Genomic DNA, 15,027 nt, shown 5'->3' on the forward strand with positions numbered 1-15,027 from the left:
GTACGGCATGCCCCGGCATTCTTGCGTCATGACCGCATACGCCATCGGAAACCTGCACCCGAAGCCCGTCCTCGACGAGGAGGTCTTCACCTACATGGAGCGCATCCAGGGCACCCTGGACCCCTTCGGCGGCCACTTCCTCGTCCACGGCGCACGCACCCGCGAGGTCCGCGAGGGCGACTGGCCGGGCGCCGTCGTGATCATCGGCTTCCCGTCGTACGAGAACGCCCGCGCCTGGTACGACTCCGCCGCCTACCAGGCCCTGATACCCCTCCGCACCCGCCACATGGCCGGCGACATCCTCCTGGTCGAGGGCGTCGCCGACGGGTACGACCCGGCGGCGACGGCCGCGGCCATGCGGGCCGCGTCAGGCGACCAGGCCTGAGCGGAGCTCAAGCCGCCTGCCGCCGAAGCCCGCGCGGAAGCGTTCGTCGTGGGAGACTGCGACCACCGCGCCCTGGAAGGCGGCCAGGGCCGCCTCCAGGTCCTCCACCAGGGAGAGCGCCACATGGTTGGTCGGCTCGTCCAGGACGAGCAGATCGGCGGGCCGGGTCACCAGCCGGGCCAGCTCCAGACGGCGCTGCTGGCCCACCGAGAGCCGCGCCACCGGCACGGACAGGTCCTCCTCACGGAAGAGCCCGAGGGCCAGCAGCTCCGCCGCGTACTCCTCGGGCAGACCGGGGCGCCCCGCCGCGTACTCCGCGAGCAGCGGCCTCGGGGACGGTACGGCGGGCAGCTCCTGGCGCAGCAGGCCGACCCGGCCCGAGCGGCCGACCGTCCCGCTGTCGGGACGCAGGTCCCCGGCGAGGACCCGCAGCAGGGTCGTCTTGCCGGCGCCGTTGGGCCCGGAGACGAGCAGCCGGTCCCCGGCCGAGATCCGGAGCTTGTCGATCCGCAACCGCTCGTCGACGACGACGTCGACGAGCTCGACGAGCGGCCCGTCGGCGGGGCCTCCTTCGGCGTCGGGGGCCGCCGTCGCGATCCGGGCCGTGAAGCGCAGGGGTTCCGGTGGGGCGGGGACCGGGGACCTCCGCAGCTGCTCCAGCCTGACCCGGGCCGCCCTGACCTGGCCCGACAGCTTGTTCTCGTGCGAGCGGCGGTGCTTGCCGAAGCCCTGCCGGGGGTCCTTCCCCGACCCCGCGAGCCGCTGCCCGGCCGCCGCCACCAGCTCCTCGGTACGGGCCAGCTCCTCCCGCCACTCCTCGTGCTCCTGCGCCCGGCGGCGGCGGGCCGCGGCCTTCGCCGCGCGGTAGCCGGACCAGCCGTCGCCGTACCGGGTCACCGCGCGGGTGTCCCGGTCGACCTCCAGGATCGCGGTCGTCATGCCCTCCAGGAACGCCCGGTCGTGGGTGACCGCGACCACCGTGCCGCGGTGGGTGCGCAACCGTTCCTCCAGCCAGTCGGCGGCGGCCCGGTCGAGGTGGTTCGTCGGTTCGTCGAGGAGCAGCAGCTCGGCGCCCGAGGCGAGGACGCAGGCGAGGGCGAGCCGCGACTGCTCGCCGCCGGAGAGGGTGCCGACGCGGCGCTCGTACGGGACGTGACCGAGGCCGAGCCCGTGCAGTGCGGCGTCCACCCGGGCGTCGGCCTGGTAGCCGCCCCGCTCCTCGTAGCGGGCGGCGAGTTCCCCGTACGCGAGGAGTTCCTCGGGTGTCGCGGAGCCGAGTGTCTCCTCGGCGGCCCGCATCTCCCGTTCCATGGCGCGGAGTTCGGCGAGCGCCGCGTCGACGGCGTTCCGCACGGTGTGCTCGGGTCCCAGGCCGAGGGTCTCGGCGAGCGTCTGGGCGAGACGCGCGACGCCACCGGGGAAGCGGACGGTCACCTCCCCGGTGTCGGGCGCCTCGGCCCCGGCCATGAGCCGGAGCAGGGTGGATTTGCCGGAGCCGTTCTCACCGATGACGGCGGCCTTCTCGCCGGGGCGGACGGTGAGCGTGAGCTGGTCGAGGACGGAGCGGTCCCCGTAGGACTTGGAGACGTCCTTCAGGGTCGACTGGGCGCGGTCGCGCATGGGATCTCTCCCTGGGTACTGGGGGGCGTTCGGGCCGGGGAGGGGACACCGGGACCACCACTGCCGCGCCCCGAGGGCGCCGGATCAGCGGGTCACACCGTGTCCGCGGCCGGAATCAGACAAAGAAGGAGAACGAACCCATACGCCCGAGTGTAGCTACGGCGAGTGCGGGACCGCCGTGGCTTTTACGGCGTAGTCGAGGAGCTCCGCGAAGCGCAGCCACTGGAGGAGGGGCACGTTCAGCGGCGCGTGGCCCGGAGAGATCCGGCGGCGGATGTCGGCGACGATGCCGGCGGACTCGTCCCGGGTCGGCCCGTCGGGCTGTCCGAGGGCGGCGAGCCAGGCGGCCGCGCAGGCGTCGAGACGGCCGTGCAGGTCTGCGAACCGGTGCCCGAGGTCGTCGGAGAGCAGCGTGGGATCGGGGTGCGGAAGCTTCAGGAACGCGGTACGACTCGTCGCCACGGCGGCGACGAGCCCCAGGCGAGAGGGCCCGGCCCCACCGGGCCAGCGGGGCCGCCACGGCGGCGCCAGGGGATCCCCGCCCCGGGGAACACGGACGCCCGCCGCCTTCTCCACCCGGCGGCGGGCCGCGAAGACCGCGATCTCCTCGATCCTGGCGGCGCGGCTCGCCTCAAGCGTGTCGAGCGCGCGCAGCAGGGCGGCCGTGTCCCGCCGGAGGTCCGGCGCGGGCACGGCCGTCGCGGCGAGGTAGGCCCAGGTCGCGTGGAAGCCGAGCGGTCCGTACTCCCCGACGGCACACCGCAGCGCCCTGTGCCGACGCACGGGCGACGCCTGCTCGTCGCGCACCCGCCGCGCGTAGGTCCCGAAACTCACCCGAGGAAGCCCGTGCCCCTCGTCAGCCGTCGGCCTTCGCGACACCGATCGGGCAGGAGACGCCCGTTCCGCCGATGCCGCAGTAGCCCGCCGGGTTCTTGTCCAGGTACTGCTGGTGATATCCCTCCGCCGGATAGAAGGTCCGGCCTTCCGCCGGGAGGATCTCGGTGCTGATCGTGCCGTAGCCGGAGCCCGTCAGGACCTTCTGGTAGGCCTCGCGGGAGACGTCGGCGGTCGCCGCCTGGGCGGGGGAGTGGGTGTAGACGGCCGAGCGGTACTGGGTGCCCACGTCGTTGCCCTGGCGGAAGCCCTGGGTCGGGTCGTGGGACTCCCAGAAGAGCTTCAGGAGGGACTCGTACGAGACCTTCGACGGGTCGAAGACGACCCGGACGACCTCGGTGTGACCGGTCAGGCCCGAGCAGACCTCCTCGTAGGCCGGGTTCGGCGTGTAGCCGCCCTGGTAGCCGACGAGAGTGGTCCAGACGCCGTCGGTCTGCCAGAACTTGCGCTCGGCACCCCAGAAACAGCCGAGGGCGAAGTCGGCGACCTCCAGGCCCTCCGGGTACGGGCCGAGGAGCGGGTTGCCGAGGACCGTGTGGCGCTCGGGAACGGCGAACTCCGGCTCGGGACGGCCGCGCAGGGCCTGCTCGGGAGTGGGGAGGACGGGGGTGCGGGACAGGAACATGCTGCATCTCTCCTCGACGGTCGGCAGTGGTCACAACGCCGGCGGGCGGGGAGGGATTCCCGAGGGGCCCCTCCCCGCCCGCCGGAGGCGTCGTGCGCGCCGCGCGCCGGGGAAGCGGTGTGCGGGAGTGCCGCGCGCCGCGACCGTCCGCGCGCCGCGACCGTCCGCGCGCCGCGACCGTCCGCCGCGCCGTCAGCGCGGCAGCGTCGCCGGGTTGCCGCCGTTCGCCTCGTACCCCGCCACCGCCAGGTTCCGGAAGACCGTGAACTCCGCCGCCGGGTCACCGCTCAGCGTCCACGGCACCGCGCCCACGTGCCCGTCGACCTTCACCAGCTGGTGCATGCCCTCCGCCCAGCGCTCGCCGCGCACCAGGAACCAGACGAGCAGATGACGGACGTGCGCCAGCATCGGGTCGTCCGGACGGGCCGAGTGCACCGCGTACAGCGCGCCGTCCATCGCCTTCGACACCACGGCCGTACGGAAGAAGTCCTGCACGAGCACCACGTCCGGCACGTGCTCGTACACCGCGAACAGCGGGAGCGCCGCGAGCAGCGAACCCCGCGGGGCGCGCGCCGCGGCCGTCGTCGCGAAGTGGTCGGCCTCCTCGCGGGAGCCGTGCCACTTCTCGCACCAGTAGTGCAGGGCCGCGAGATGGGCGCCCATGTGCTGCGGCGCCCGGTCGATGACCCGCGCCCACACCTGGTCGAACTCCTCGTGGCTGTAGCCGAGACCGCGGGCCACGGCCAGCTGCGTGATGTACGGGACCGGGTCGCCCGGAGCGAGCAGCGCCGCCTCGTCGGAGACCTTCCGCGCCTCCTCCAGGATGATCCGGAAGTCGTCGGTCCCCGCCGCCGAGGAACGCCAGGCCTGCTGCACCAGGAACTCGCCGTGCACCGCCGCGCCGCCCGCGTCCTTCGGGGCCTCCGCCCGCCAGGTCCGCAGCCACGCGCCGCCGACGCCCGGCCGCTCCTGGAGCTCAAGGGACGCGGCGCCCGCGAAGGCCTGGACGCGCTGCCAGCGCACCTCGCCCTCCTTGTCGGTGGCGGCGAGCAGCCGCGACGCGGCCCGCCAGTCCTGGGTGGCCTGGACGACGTCGAGGACGTGCAGGAGCTCGTCGTCCGCGCCCGGGAGCCGTACGTCCTGGTCCTCCTGACGCACGAATCCGTACGCCTCCGGATCCGCCGCGTCCGGGGCGCCCGGAGCGACCTGCCGGATCCCGCCACCGCGGCGGCGCAGCAGGTAGGGGCCGAGGACGCCGAACAACAGGCCCAGCGCGATCAGGAACCAGAGAATCTCCATACCTGAATCTTCGCAGGTAGTCCCGGCCGAGCGAGAATGCGTTCCTCAGCCCGGACCCGCGAAGCGGCGGCGTTCTCTGCGGCTCCGGGGCGGCGTTTTCTGCGGCTCCGGCCGGTGTGCTCGGCGCACGAGTACCGGGAGCTGATGCTTGTGAAGCCGTCTCGCAGACGTCCCGCATGATCGATGCGCAGCGGGTCAGAATGTCGTCGTCGAAGACCTCACGCCGATACGTGGTGACGCAAGCGAAACGGCCTGGGAGGGGGTGGGCCCGGTGATCCGTGCGTACAAGTTCCTCATACGGCCCACCATGGGCCAGTCGATCGCGCTGGGCGAGATGCTGCGCGATCACTGTTCTCTTTACAACGGCGCGTTGCAGGAACGTCGGGACGCCTACCGGCACGCGTCGAAGTCGAGCGTCAGGTACGGGCAGCAGTCGGCGCAGCTCAAGGAGATCCGGGCATTCGATCCGGAGCGTCAGGGCCGCTGGTCGTTCTCTTCCCAGCAGGCCACGCTCCGCCGGTTGGACAAGGCGTTCGCAGCGTTCTTCCGCCGGGTCAAGGCCGGCGAGACGCCCGGCTACCCCCGCTTCCGTGGCGTGAACTGGTTCGACACCGTGGACTTCCCCAAGGACGGCGACGGCTGCCGCTGGGACTCCACCCCGAACGATCCCGGCACCCGCGTCCGTTTTCAGGGTGTCGGGCACGTCAAGGTCAACCAGCACCGGCCAGTGGTCGGAAAGGTCAAGACCGTCTCCGCCAAGCGCGAGGGCAAGCGCTGGTACGTGATCCTCACCGCCGAGCAGGCCACCCCCGAGCCGCTGCCCAGGACAGGCAGCGTGACCGGTATCGACATGGGCGTATCCAACTTCCTTGCCGACTCCGGCGGCGGGTTCGTGCCCAACCCCCGTCATGGCCGGAAAGCCGCCGCGAGCCTTGAAGCCGCGCAGCAGGCCCTCGCCCGGTTCCCCCGTGTGCGTCGCGACAAGCGCACGCGAAATCACCAGCGGGCTGTTGAGAGGGTTGCCGACCTGTATCGCAAGGTCCGCCGCCGGCGGCTCGACCACGCACACAAGACCGCCCTGGACCTGGTCCGCGAACACGACTTCATCGCTCACGAAGACCTCAAGATCTGCAACATGGTCAAGGCACCCGCCCCGAAGCCCGACCCCGATACGCCGGGCGTCTTCCTGGCCAACCGGGCCGCCGCGAAGGCCGGGCTCAACCGTTCGATCTCAGATGCCGGATGGGGGGTGTTCCTGACGATCCTGCACGCCAAGGCTGAAAGCGCCGGACGAGACGTGATCGCCGTGGACCCCCGAGACACCTCCCGTACCTGCCCCGAATGCGGGCACGTCGCCAAGGAGAGCCGGCCCACACAGGAGAAGTTCCACTGCGTTTCGTGCGGCCACTCGGCCCACGCGGACACGGTGGGCGCTCGGAACGTTCTACGGGCCGGGCTGGCCCGTCGCGAAGCCTCACCGGCCTGGCGAGAAGCCCCCTCATTGATGAGGGGGAGGAGTCACGTGTCCATTGTCCAGGAAACGGACACTCGTTGAGACGATCGCGGCGCCGGGGGCCTCTCGGGACTACGCTCCTGACACATGAGCGACCAGCACTCTCACCAGAGCTTCGAGACCCGCGCGATCCATGCGGGCAACACCGCGGACCCGCTGACCGGCGCGGTCGTCCCGCCCATCTACCAGGTGTCCACCTACAAGCAGGACGGCGTGGGCGGGCTGCGCGGCGGTTACGAGTACAGCCGCAGCGCCAATCCCACCCGTACGGCCCTTGAAGAGAACCTGGCGGCCCTGGAGGGCGGCCGGCGCGGTCTGGCCTTCGCCTCGGGCCTGGCCGCCGAGGACTGCCTGCTGCGCGCGCTCCTCGCGCCCGGCGACCACGTGGTCATCCCGAACGACGCCTACGGCGGAACGTTCCGGCTCTTCGCCAAGGTCGTGCAGCGATGGGGCGTCGACTTCTCCGTCGCGAACACCTCCGACGTCGAAGCGGTGCGCGCCGCCGTCAACGACCGTACGAAGCTGATCTGGGTCGAGACCCCGTCGAACCCGCTGCTCGGCATCACCGACATCGAGGCGATCGCGGGCGTCGCCCGCCAGGCCGGCGTGAAGCTCGTCGTCGACAACACCTTCGCCTCGCCGTACCTCCAGCAGCCGCTGGCGCTGGGCGCGGACGTCGTCGTGCACTCCCTGACCAAGTACATGGGCGGCCACTCCGACGTCGTCGGCGGCGCGCTGGTGACGGCCGACGAGGAGCTCGGCGAGGAGCTGGCGTACCACCAGAACGCGATGGGCGCGGTCGCCGGTCCCTTCGACTCGTGGATCGTGCTGCGCGGCATCAAGACCCTCGCGGTCCGCATGGACCGGCACAGCGAGAACGCCGAGAAGATCGTCGAGATGCTGACCCAGCACCCGAAGGTGACCCAGGTCCTCTACCCGGGTCTCCCGGAGCACCCGGGGCACGAGATCGCCGCCAAGCAGATGCGTTCCTTCGGCGGCATGATCTCGTTCCGCGTGGAGGGCGGCGAGGAGGCGGCCGTCGAGGTCTGCAACCGTGCGCAGCTCTTCACCCTCGGTGAGTCCCTCGGCGGCGTCGAGTCCCTCATCGAGCACCCGGGCCGGATGACCCACGCGAGCGTCGCGGGCTCCGCCCTGGAGGTCCCGGCCGACCTCGTCCGCCTCTCGGTGGGCATCGAGAACGTCGACGACCTGCTCGCCGACCTGCGTCAGGCGCTGGGCTAGCCGGTACGGAGGCCCGGGCTCCGTGGGGGCCCGGGCCCTCCGTCGTCGTTCAGGTCCCTGGCAGGGCTTCCTTCAGGTAGCCGCGGACCTCCTCGCGGAACTCGGGCGTGTCCGTGTGCTCGTGCACGGAGACCGCGTGCTCGACGGCTGCCCGAAGCACTTCCTCCTCCTCGCCCGAGATGTAGAGCGAGCAGCCGGAGACGCTGGGGGCGTCCCGGCAGTCGGTTGCTTTCCTGGCCATGACGACCTCCTGACGGGCCTGCGGGCAGGCCCCTCCTTCCAGGCTAGGACCGTCCTCACAAGCCGTCGAACGGCGGTGTGGTCTCCGCCGCCGGGGCCTCCCAGGGCTGTGCCACCGACGCCCAGAGCACGAAGGCGAGCACCGCGAGCGCGAACAGCGTCCACGCCGCCCGTCGCACCGCCCGGTTCCGCCGGAGCAGGCGGGCTCCGCGTTCCGCGGCCGCCCCTGCCAGGTCGCCGGGGACCGGCGGGTGCGGGGTGTCGAGCAGCCGCCGGACGGCCGCCTCCTTGTCCTCGTACCGGCTCATGCGGCGGTCCTCCCGGCAGGATTCCCCGTGCTGCCCCTGGCCGCCCTCAGGGTGGCCACCGCCCGGGCGTGGACGGCCCTGACACGGGCCTCCGGCACTCCGAGCAGTGCCGCGACCTGCTCCTCTGCGACCCCTTCGTACAGCCGGAGGACGACGACGAGCCGTTCCTGCGGGTGGAGGGCGGAGAGCACCCCGCCCCGGCCGCCGTGGTGCCGCCAGGCGGTGCGCGCGAAGCGGGCGGCGAGCTCGCGCCGGGTGAGCTCGTACGGATCATCGTCCTGCGGTCGCCCCCACACCGCGTAGGTGTGCGCCAGGGCTGCGGTCAGCAGGGCCTGGGCGTACGGGTTGCGGGTGCGGGTCTCGGCGGTGAGCAGGGTCGCGGTGTGCAGCAGCCGGCCCGCCGCCCCGGCCACGAAGGCGTCGAATTCCCGGGCGCGGTGGGCGCGTTCGGCGCGGGGTCCGTTCCGCTGCTCTGCCACGTCCTCATCTGAGGACAGCGCGGGGGCGGGGTCAAGAGGTCTGCGCGGACTCGCTCGACCCGTCGGCCGGGCCCTCGGTCGTGGACGGGGCCGCCGGCGCGGGCGCCGCCGTGGCCGCGGACTCCGTCGCCGGTCCGCCCGTGTGCGCCGACTGCCGTACGGACAGGGCGGTGTTGAAGCGGGTGAGCAGGGTGCAGAAGGACTCCCGCTCGTCCGGCGTCCAGCCCTCCGTGACCTCGACCATCAGCTGGCGGCGCGAGGAGCGGACCTCCTCCAGGCGGGCGAGCCCGCGGGGCGACAGCTGGAGCACGACCGCGCGCCCGTCCTCCGGGTGCGAGGTGCGCTTCACCAGGCCGGTGTCGACGAGCGGGGCGACCTGGCGGGTGACCGTCGAGGAGTCGATGCCCATGCCCGCCGCGAGGGCTTTCACGCCCATCGGGCCTTCCTGGTCAAGGCGGTTGAGGAGCAGGTACGCGGCGCGGTCCATCGAGTTGCGGAGCTGCCCGGTGCCACCGAGGCGCGTCTGTTCGGCCCGGCGGGCGAAGACGGCCACCTGGTGCTGGAGGGCGTCGAGGAGACCGGGGTCGAACTCAGTCGTCATGTCCTGAGATGTGGGCATGGCTGTGGGTCTCTCTCGTGCGGGGGTGGTCGGTTGGTGGGGGACAGAGTACGCGGCCCCGGGGAGGTCCGTACCGGGGCTGCGCAAACCCGCTGGGGCACCTGGTCGCCGGGCGGCCACCAGGGCCGTGAGCTGCGAGACTTGCTGTCATGAGCTTCCGTACGCCAGACCCCTTGCACCGGCTGATGCTCGACGATGTACGGGGGGCGCAGAAGATGCTGTCCGGGGTGGCCCGGACGACCGCGATGGAGGGCAGCCGCCATCTGTCGTCGCTGGTGGGAGCGCCCGTCCACCTCAAGTGCGAGAACCTCCAGCGGACCGGTTCGTTCAAGCTGCGCGGGGCGTACGTGCGGATCGCGGGGCTGCGGCCCGAGGAGCGGGCGGCCGGGGTCGTCGCCGCCTCGGCCGGCAACCACGCGCAGGGTGTGGCGCTCGCCTCGAATCTGCTCGGCGTGCACGCGACGGTCTTCATGCCGGTCGGGGCGCCGCTGCCGAAGGTCGCGGCGACCCGGGAGTACGGCGCCGACGTCCGGCTGCACGGTCATGTCGTGGACGAGACGCTGGCGGCGGCGGAGCGGTACGCGCGGGAGACCGGGGCCGTCTTCATCCATCCCTTCGACCACCCCGACATCATCGTCGGGCAGGGCACGGTGGGCCTGGAGATCCTGGAGCAGTGCCCGGAGGTCCGGACGATCCTGGTGGGCATCGGCGGCGGCGGTCTCGCCGCGGGCATCGGGCTCGCGGTGAAGTCGCTGCGCCCGGACGTGAAGGTGATCGGGGTGCAGGCCGAGGGCGCCGCCGCCTACCCGCCCTCGCTGGCCGCCGGACACCCGGTGGTGATCGAGTCGCCGGTGACGATGGCGGACGGGATCAAGGTGGGACGGCCGGGCGACGTGCCGTTCGCGCTGATCCAGGAGTACGTCGACGAGGTGCGTACGGTCTCCGAGGACGCGCTCTCCTCGGCGCTGCTGCTCTGTCTGGAGCGGGCGAAGCTGGTCGTCGAACCGGCCGGTGCCAGCCCGGTGGCGGCCCTGCTCAGCGACCCGAAGTCCGTCAAGGGCCCGGTGGTGGCGGTGCTGTCCGGCGGGAACGTCGACCCGCTGCTGCTCCAGCGCATCCTGCGGCACGGCATGGCCGCCGGGGGCCGCTATCTGAGCCTGCGGCTGCGGGTCGCGGACCGGCCGGGGGTCCTGGCGACGATGCTCGCGGTGCTCACGGTCGCCGACGCGAACGTCCTGGACGTCAGCCATGTGCGGACCGATCCGCGGCTCGGCCTGACCGAGGCGGAGGTCGAGCTGCACCTGGAGACGAAGGGCCCGGAGCACTGCCGCGAGGTGGCGGACGCCCTGCGGGACGCGGGGTACACGGTGCTGGGCTGAGTCCCGCCCCGTGCCCGCCCCGTCGCATGATCATGTGTCCCAGGTCACGAATTCACTGGGCGGGGCGGCTCGGGCGAACCTAGGATCGGTGGGAAACGCCCGAATTCAACGTTCGTATCTCCCTGGGAGTACCCACATGCCAGGCGCGATCTATGCCGAGGGTCTGGTGAAGACCTTCGGTGACGTACGAGCTCTGGACGGCGTGGACCTCGACGTCCCCGAGGGCACCGTCCTGGGTCTGCTCGGCCCGAACGGCGCGGGGAAGACGACCGCCGTGCGCGTGCTGACCACCCTCCTCCAGCCCGACAGCGGCCGGGCCGTCGTCGCCGGGATCGACGTCCTCAAGGACCCCGACGAGGTGCGCCGCAGGATCGGGCTCTCCGGCCAGTTCGCGGCCGTCGACGAGTACCTCACCGGCCGCGAGAACCTGCAGATGGTCGGGCAGCTCTACCAGATGAGGGCGAAGGACGCGAAGGTGCGGGCCGACGAGCTCCTGGAGCGCTTCAACCTCGCCGACGCCGCCGACCGCACCGCGAAGACGTACTCCGGAGGCATGCGCCGCCGCCTCGACCTCGCGGCCGCCCTCGTGGTGTCCCCGCCGGTCATGTTCATGGACGAGCCGACCACCGGCCTCGACCCCCGCAACCGGCAGGGCCTGTGGGAGGTCATCAAGGAGCTCGTCGCGGGCGGTACGACCCTGCTGCTCACCACGCAGTACCTGGAGGAGGCCGACCACCTCGCCCACGACATCTGCGTGGTCGACCACGGCAAGGTCATCGCGCGCGGCACCTCCGACCAGCTCAAGGCCCAGACGGGCGGTGAGCGAGTCGAGGTCGTCGTCCACGAGTCGGGGATGATCGGCGACGCCCGGGACGTCCTCGCGCGCTACGGCATCGAGGGCATCGGCCACGGCGAGGTGTCCGTCGAGGACCACACCCGCAAGCTCACGGTCCCCGTCGCCGGCGGTGCGAAGCTGCTCGCCGAGGTCATCCGCGACCTGGACGCGGTGGGCGTCGAGATCGACGACATCGGGCTGCGCCGCCCCACCCTCGACGACGTCTTCATCTCCCTCACCGGCCATGCGGCCGAGCGGGAGGCGGAGGAGAACGGCGGGTCGGGCGGAGAGTCCCGGCCGGGCGACCGCGGCGGCAAGCGCGTGAAGGAGGCGGCCGAGTGAGCACCATGAACGACTCCCTGGTGATCGCCCGCAGGAACCTGATCAGGATGTCCCGGATTCCCGAGATGATCCTTTTCGGCCTGATCCAGCCGGTGATGTTCGTGATCCTCTTCACGTACGTCTTCGGCGGCTCCATGCAGATCGGCAACAGCACCGATCCGGACGTCTACAAGAACTTCCTGATGGCCGGCATCTTCGCCCAGACCGTCACCTTCGCCACGGCGGGCGCGGGCGCGGGCATCGCCGACGACATGCACAAGGGCCTCATCGACCGGTTCCGCTCGCTGCCGATGGCCCGCGGCGCGGTCCTGACCGGCCGCACCCTGGCCGACCTCGTGCAGACCGCGCTGACGCTCCTCGTGCTCGCGATCGTCGCGCTGATCATCGGCTGGCGCCCCGGCTACGCGGCGCCGACCAACTTCGGGAAGGTCATGGCCGGCTTCGGCCTGCTGCTCCTCCTCGGCTACGCCTTCACCTGGATCGGCGCCCTGATCGGCCTCTCGGTCCGCACCCCGGAGGCGGCCACGTCGGGCGGTCTGATCTGGCTCTTCCCGGTGACGTTCATCTCGAACGCCTTCGTGGACTCCAGCAAACTGCCCGGGTGGCTCCAGCCCGTCGCGGAGTGGAACCCGTTCAGCGCCACCGTCCAGGCCTGCCGCAAACTCTTCGGCGATCCGGGCCTGTCACCGTCCGACGCCTGGCCGATGCAGTACCCGGTGTGGGCGTCGCTGATCTACTCCGTCCTGATCGTCGCCATCTTCCGGACCCTGTCCGTCCGCAAGTACCGGCGCGCGAACGGCTGACGGTTCCGGACCGTACGGGGTGGAGCACCCCGTACGGGGTGGCCCGGTCAGGGCAGATAGCCGGAGACGACGAGGCCGTCGGGGAGGGCGAGGAAGACCGCCCCTCCGGCGGCCAGCGCGTCTCCGGTGGCCTGCGCCCTGAAGTCGTCCGGAATGTTGGCCTCGAAGCGCTCGAAGTCCCGGTCGTCGGAGGGGCCGGCCGCGGCGACGGAGGTCACCTCGCCTTTGCCCACCGTGATCACCCGGTCGCCCGCGAAGTAGACCCGCTGTGGATCGCCTTCGGTCATCATCGGCGTCAGCGACCAGCGCTGCCGGCCGCTCCGCAGGTCGTAGGCGCTCACCGTCTGCCCGTTCGTGACCGCCACCAGACCGTCCGCGTTCACGGCGGGGCCGGCCGTCACCCCCGAACCGAGGGACCGCTGCCGCTTCAGCGAGCCGGCGTCGAGCACGGCCACCGAGCCGTCCGGGGTGCCCGAGCAGAGCACGCTGCCGCTCTTCTCGTGCACGGTGATCTCCTGGCAGCCCTCCGCCCCGCGCGCCGTCTCCTTGCCGGTCCGCGCGTCGAGCGCCACCGGCACGTTCCCGAGGGGGACGTACACCCGTCCGCCGGCCGCCACCGGCTGCTCGGGGAAGCCGTCGAGCGGTACCCGCCACAGCTCCCGGCCCACGTCCTTCCCGCTCCCGCCCGGCTTCACCGCTGTCACGAGCCCGGCGCCCGCCCCGCCGCCCGTGGCGGCCGCCACGTTCACGTAGGTGACGTGGAGGACGCCGTCGGCCAGATCGGAGCCCTTCATCGCCCACTCGGCGCCGGGACCCGGGAGGGTGCCCTGCTTCTCACCGTCCTGGAGGCCGTACGCGACGGTCCCCGCGGCCTCCGTGACGTACACCCGGTCGCCGATGACCGCCGGGTACTGCGGTGCGGACCGCAGTCCGTAGGCGTCGGTGCGCGCCGTGACCGACCACAGCTCGCGGCCGTCCGCCGCGTTCAGCCCCACCAGCGCGCCGCCGGAGCCCGCGCAGACCAGCACCTTCGGGGAGAGGGAGCAGGCGCCGTCGGCCGCCGCCGTCCGCACCATCCAGGGCGACCAGCCCGCCGGGCGGTGGCCCCGGTCCGTCGCCGCGGTGCCGAAGTCGTTGGTACGGCCCTTCCCCCCGTACGGCAGGACGACCTGGCTGAGTGTCGCCGGGCCGGGGTTCCCCGTACCGGTCGCTCCGGGGGAGGCGCTGTTCGAGGCCGAGGGCCCCGCCGTCCCGCCACCCTCCTCGCCGTCCCGGTTCACCAGGACCACGCCGGCCGTCGCCACGACGGCGACCGCCACCGCACCGGCCACGACCGCGCCCCATCGACGGCGGCGCGGCTCGACGGGGGCCGCCGGCGGTGACGCCGGACGGTTCGGGACGGCCGTGGGGGAGTACGGCACCACCGGTCCGAGCGTCGGCAGGTCCGCCACGCCCGCGCCCGAGGCCGCCGCCTCCCCGGCCGTCCGCGCCGCCTCCCCGTACTCGGCGAGCAGCGAGAGCACCCCGCCCGGGTAGGGGAAGACCTCGGGGGCCCGCCCGTCGCCGGGGCCGTCATCGAGGCCGACGCCGTCGCCGCGGCCGACGCCGGGGCCGTCGCCGAGGAGCGACACCACCTCCGCCGCCGTCGGCCGCTCGGCCGGGTCGAGCCGCAGACAGCGCTCCACCACCGGCCGCAGCTCCTCCGGTACGCCGGTCAGGTCGGCGTCCGCGCGGATGATCCGGTAGACCACCGCGGCCATCTCGTCGTCCTGGAAGGGCCCTTGGCCGCTCGCCGCGAACGCGAGGACCGCGCCAAGACAGAACACGTCCGACGCGGGCACCACCGCGCGGCTGCCCGCCAGGTGCTCCGGCGACATGAACCCGGGGGAGCCCACGACAAGACCGGTCGAGGTCAGTGCCGTGGCCTCGAAGGCCTGCGCGATACCGAAGTCGATCAGCCTGGGCCCGGCCTTGCCGAGCAGGACGTTCGCCGGCTTGAGGTCGCGGTGTAGCACCTTCACCCCGTGGACGGCCCCCAGCGCGGTGGCGAGGGCGATGCCCAGGGCCCGTACGGTCGCGACCGGCAGTGCCCCGGACCGTACGACGGCCTCCGCGAGCGAGGGACCCGGCACGTACTCCGTCGCCAGCCACGGCGAGGCCGCGTCGGCGTCCGCGTCCACGAGCCGCGCCACTCCCGGCCCGTCGACCGTCCGGGCCGCCGCGATCTCCCGTCGGAACCGGGTCCGGAAGTCCCCGTCGACCTCCAGGTCGCTCCGTACGGTCTTCACCGCGACCATCCGGTACGGATCGGCCGTCGGCGCGTCCGCCCGGCAGGCGAGATGCACCTCGCCCATGCCGCCCGCACCGAGCCTGGCGAGCAGTCGGTAGGGGCCGACGAGCGTCGGGGGCTGCCCCGCGGGCAGAGCTTCCAGCACCGGACAGGT

Annotated in this window: 15 protein-coding genes; 6 read left to right on the forward strand and 9 right to left on the reverse strand. The window is 72.7% G+C overall.

Going from position 1 to position 15,027, the window contains the following annotated elements; all coding sequences use genetic code 11:
- The first annotated feature begins 28 nt into the window (after positions 1 to 28).
- Positions 29 to 385, forward strand: a complete 357-nt coding sequence (locus E0F75_RS10265) for a DUF1330 domain-containing protein (RefSeq protein ID WP_187622203.1) — start codon at positions 29 to 31, stop codon at positions 383 to 385.
- Here E0F75_RS10265 and abc-f read toward each other — a convergent pair.
- The 4 genes from abc-f to E0F75_RS10285 form a co-directional block, all read right to left on the reverse strand.
- Complete coding sequence (abc-f, locus tag E0F75_RS10270) at positions 368 to 2,005, reverse strand: ribosomal protection-like ABC-F family protein (RefSeq protein WP_187622204.1); 1,638 nt, start codon at positions 2,003 to 2,005, stop codon at positions 368 to 370. The two genes, E0F75_RS10265 and abc-f, sit on opposite strands and share 18 nt — an antisense overlap.
- A 156-nt stretch (positions 2,006 to 2,161) precedes the next feature.
- Entirely contained in the window at positions 2,162 to 2,839 is a 678-nt protein-coding gene (locus E0F75_RS10275) for a hypothetical protein (RefSeq protein ID WP_187622205.1), read from the reverse strand.
- 22 nt (positions 2,840 to 2,861) lie between these two features.
- Complete coding sequence (msrA, locus tag E0F75_RS10280; RefSeq protein ID WP_187622206.1) at positions 2,862 to 3,524, reverse strand: peptide-methionine (S)-S-oxide reductase MsrA; 663 nt, start codon at positions 3,522 to 3,524, stop codon at positions 2,862 to 2,864.
- 192 nt (positions 3,525 to 3,716) lie between these two features.
- A complete protein-coding gene (locus E0F75_RS10285; RefSeq protein ID WP_187622207.1) occupies positions 3,717 to 4,823 on the reverse strand; it encodes a hypothetical protein in 1,107 nt (368 codons plus the stop codon).
- A gap of 271 nt (positions 4,824 to 5,094) precedes the next feature.
- On the opposite strand from E0F75_RS10285, the gene E0F75_RS10290 reads away from it, so the two are divergent.
- Entirely contained in the window at positions 5,095 to 6,378 is a 1,284-nt protein-coding gene (locus E0F75_RS10290) for a transposase (RefSeq protein WP_229312631.1), read from the forward strand.
- 45 nt (positions 6,379 to 6,423) lie between these two features.
- Positions 6,424 to 7,578: a cystathionine gamma-synthase gene (locus E0F75_RS10295; protein ID WP_187622208.1), complete on the forward strand. Its 1,155-nt coding sequence runs from the start codon at positions 6,424 to 6,426 to the stop codon at positions 7,576 to 7,578.
- 49 nt (positions 7,579 to 7,627) lie between these two features.
- On the opposite strand, the gene E0F75_RS10300 is transcribed toward E0F75_RS10295, so the two are convergent.
- Genes E0F75_RS10300 through E0F75_RS10315 form a run of 4 tightly spaced genes read right to left on the reverse strand, consistent with a single transcriptional unit; the run spans position 7,628 to position 9,224 of the window.
- Positions 7,628 to 7,819, reverse strand: a complete 192-nt coding sequence (locus E0F75_RS10300) for a DUF1059 domain-containing protein (protein ID WP_187622209.1) — start codon at positions 7,817 to 7,819, stop codon at positions 7,628 to 7,630.
- Positions 7,820 to 7,874: 55 nt separating this feature from the next.
- On the reverse strand, positions 7,875 to 8,126 hold the full coding sequence (locus E0F75_RS10305) for a hypothetical protein (RefSeq protein ID WP_187622210.1): 252 nt from the start codon (positions 8,124 to 8,126) through the stop codon (positions 7,875 to 7,877).
- Complete coding sequence (locus E0F75_RS10310) at positions 8,123 to 8,605, reverse strand: sigma factor-like helix-turn-helix DNA-binding protein (protein WP_187622211.1); 483 nt, start codon at positions 8,603 to 8,605, stop codon at positions 8,123 to 8,125. Before E0F75_RS10310 ends, E0F75_RS10305 begins: the two co-directional genes overlap by 4 nt.
- 31 nt (positions 8,606 to 8,636) lie before the next feature.
- Positions 8,637 to 9,224, reverse strand: a complete 588-nt coding sequence (locus E0F75_RS10315; protein ID WP_187622212.1) for a MarR family winged helix-turn-helix transcriptional regulator — start codon at positions 9,222 to 9,224, stop codon at positions 8,637 to 8,639.
- A 149-nt stretch (positions 9,225 to 9,373) separates the two neighbouring features.
- Between E0F75_RS10315 and ilvA the strand changes: the two genes are divergently transcribed.
- The 3 genes from ilvA (at position 9,374) to E0F75_RS10330 (ending at position 12,583) form a co-directional block, all read left to right on the forward strand.
- Positions 9,374 to 10,603, forward strand: coding sequence for a threonine ammonia-lyase (ilvA, locus tag E0F75_RS10320; protein ID WP_187622213.1), 1,230 nt, complete (start codon positions 9,374 to 9,376; stop codon positions 10,601 to 10,603).
- Positions 10,604 to 10,739: 136 nt separating this feature from the next.
- Complete coding sequence (locus E0F75_RS10325) at positions 10,740 to 11,780, forward strand: ATP-binding cassette domain-containing protein (protein ID WP_187622214.1); 1,041 nt, start codon at positions 10,740 to 10,742, stop codon at positions 11,778 to 11,780.
- A gap of 5 nt (positions 11,781 to 11,785) precedes the next feature.
- Complete coding sequence (locus E0F75_RS10330; protein WP_187622559.1) at positions 11,786 to 12,583, forward strand: ABC transporter permease; 798 nt, start codon at positions 11,786 to 11,788, stop codon at positions 12,581 to 12,583.
- 47 nt (positions 12,584 to 12,630) lie between these two features.
- Here the strand turns inward: E0F75_RS10330 and E0F75_RS10335 are convergent, their stop codons facing one another.
- Positions 12,631 to 15,018 (reverse strand): protein kinase, encoded by a 2,388-nt coding sequence (locus E0F75_RS10335; RefSeq protein ID WP_187622215.1) that lies wholly within the window; start codon positions 15,016 to 15,018, stop codon positions 12,631 to 12,633.
- Between the last annotated feature and the right edge of the window lie 9 nt (positions 15,019 to 15,027).

Source organism: Streptomyces sp. CB02980, from assembly GCF_014451325.2.
GTDB lineage: Bacteria > Actinomycetota > Actinomycetes > Streptomycetales > Streptomycetaceae > Streptomyces.

Bases quoted from the DNA above. Each gene is read 5' to 3' on its own strand.
- ilvA (WP_187622213.1), top strand. From the start codon at position 9,374: ATGAGCTTCCGTACGCCAGACCCCTTGCACCGGCTGATGCTCGACGAT.
- E0F75_RS10265 (WP_187622203.1), top strand. From the start codon at position 29: ATGACCGCATACGCCATCGGAAACCTGCACCCGAAGCCCGTCCTCGAC.
- E0F75_RS10285 (WP_187622207.1), bottom strand. From the start codon at position 4,823: ATGGAGATTCTCTGGTTCCTGATCGCGCTGGGCCTGTTGTTCGGCGTC.
- E0F75_RS10315 (WP_187622212.1), bottom strand. From the start codon at position 9,224: ATGCCCACATCTCAGGACATGACGACTGAGTTCGACCCCGGTCTCCTC.
- E0F75_RS10295 (WP_187622208.1), top strand. From the start codon at position 6,424: ATGAGCGACCAGCACTCTCACCAGAGCTTCGAGACCCGCGCGATCCAT.
- E0F75_RS10330 (WP_187622559.1), top strand. From the start codon at position 11,786: ATGAACGACTCCCTGGTGATCGCCCGCAGGAACCTGATCAGGATGTCC.
- abc-f (WP_187622204.1), bottom strand. From the start codon at position 2,005: ATGCGCGACCGCGCCCAGTCGACCCTGAAGGACGTCTCCAAGTCCTAC.
- E0F75_RS10305 (WP_187622210.1), bottom strand. From the start codon at position 8,126: ATGAGCCGGTACGAGGACAAGGAGGCGGCCGTCCGGCGGCTGCTCGAC.
- msrA (WP_187622206.1), bottom strand. From the start codon at position 3,524: ATGTTCCTGTCCCGCACCCCCGTCCTCCCCACTCCCGAGCAGGCCCTG.
- E0F75_RS10325 (WP_187622214.1), top strand. From the start codon at position 10,740: ATGCCAGGCGCGATCTATGCCGAGGGTCTGGTGAAGACCTTCGGTGAC.
- E0F75_RS10300 (WP_187622209.1), bottom strand. From the start codon at position 7,819: ATGGCCAGGAAAGCAACCGACTGCCGGGACGCCCCCAGCGTCTCCGGC.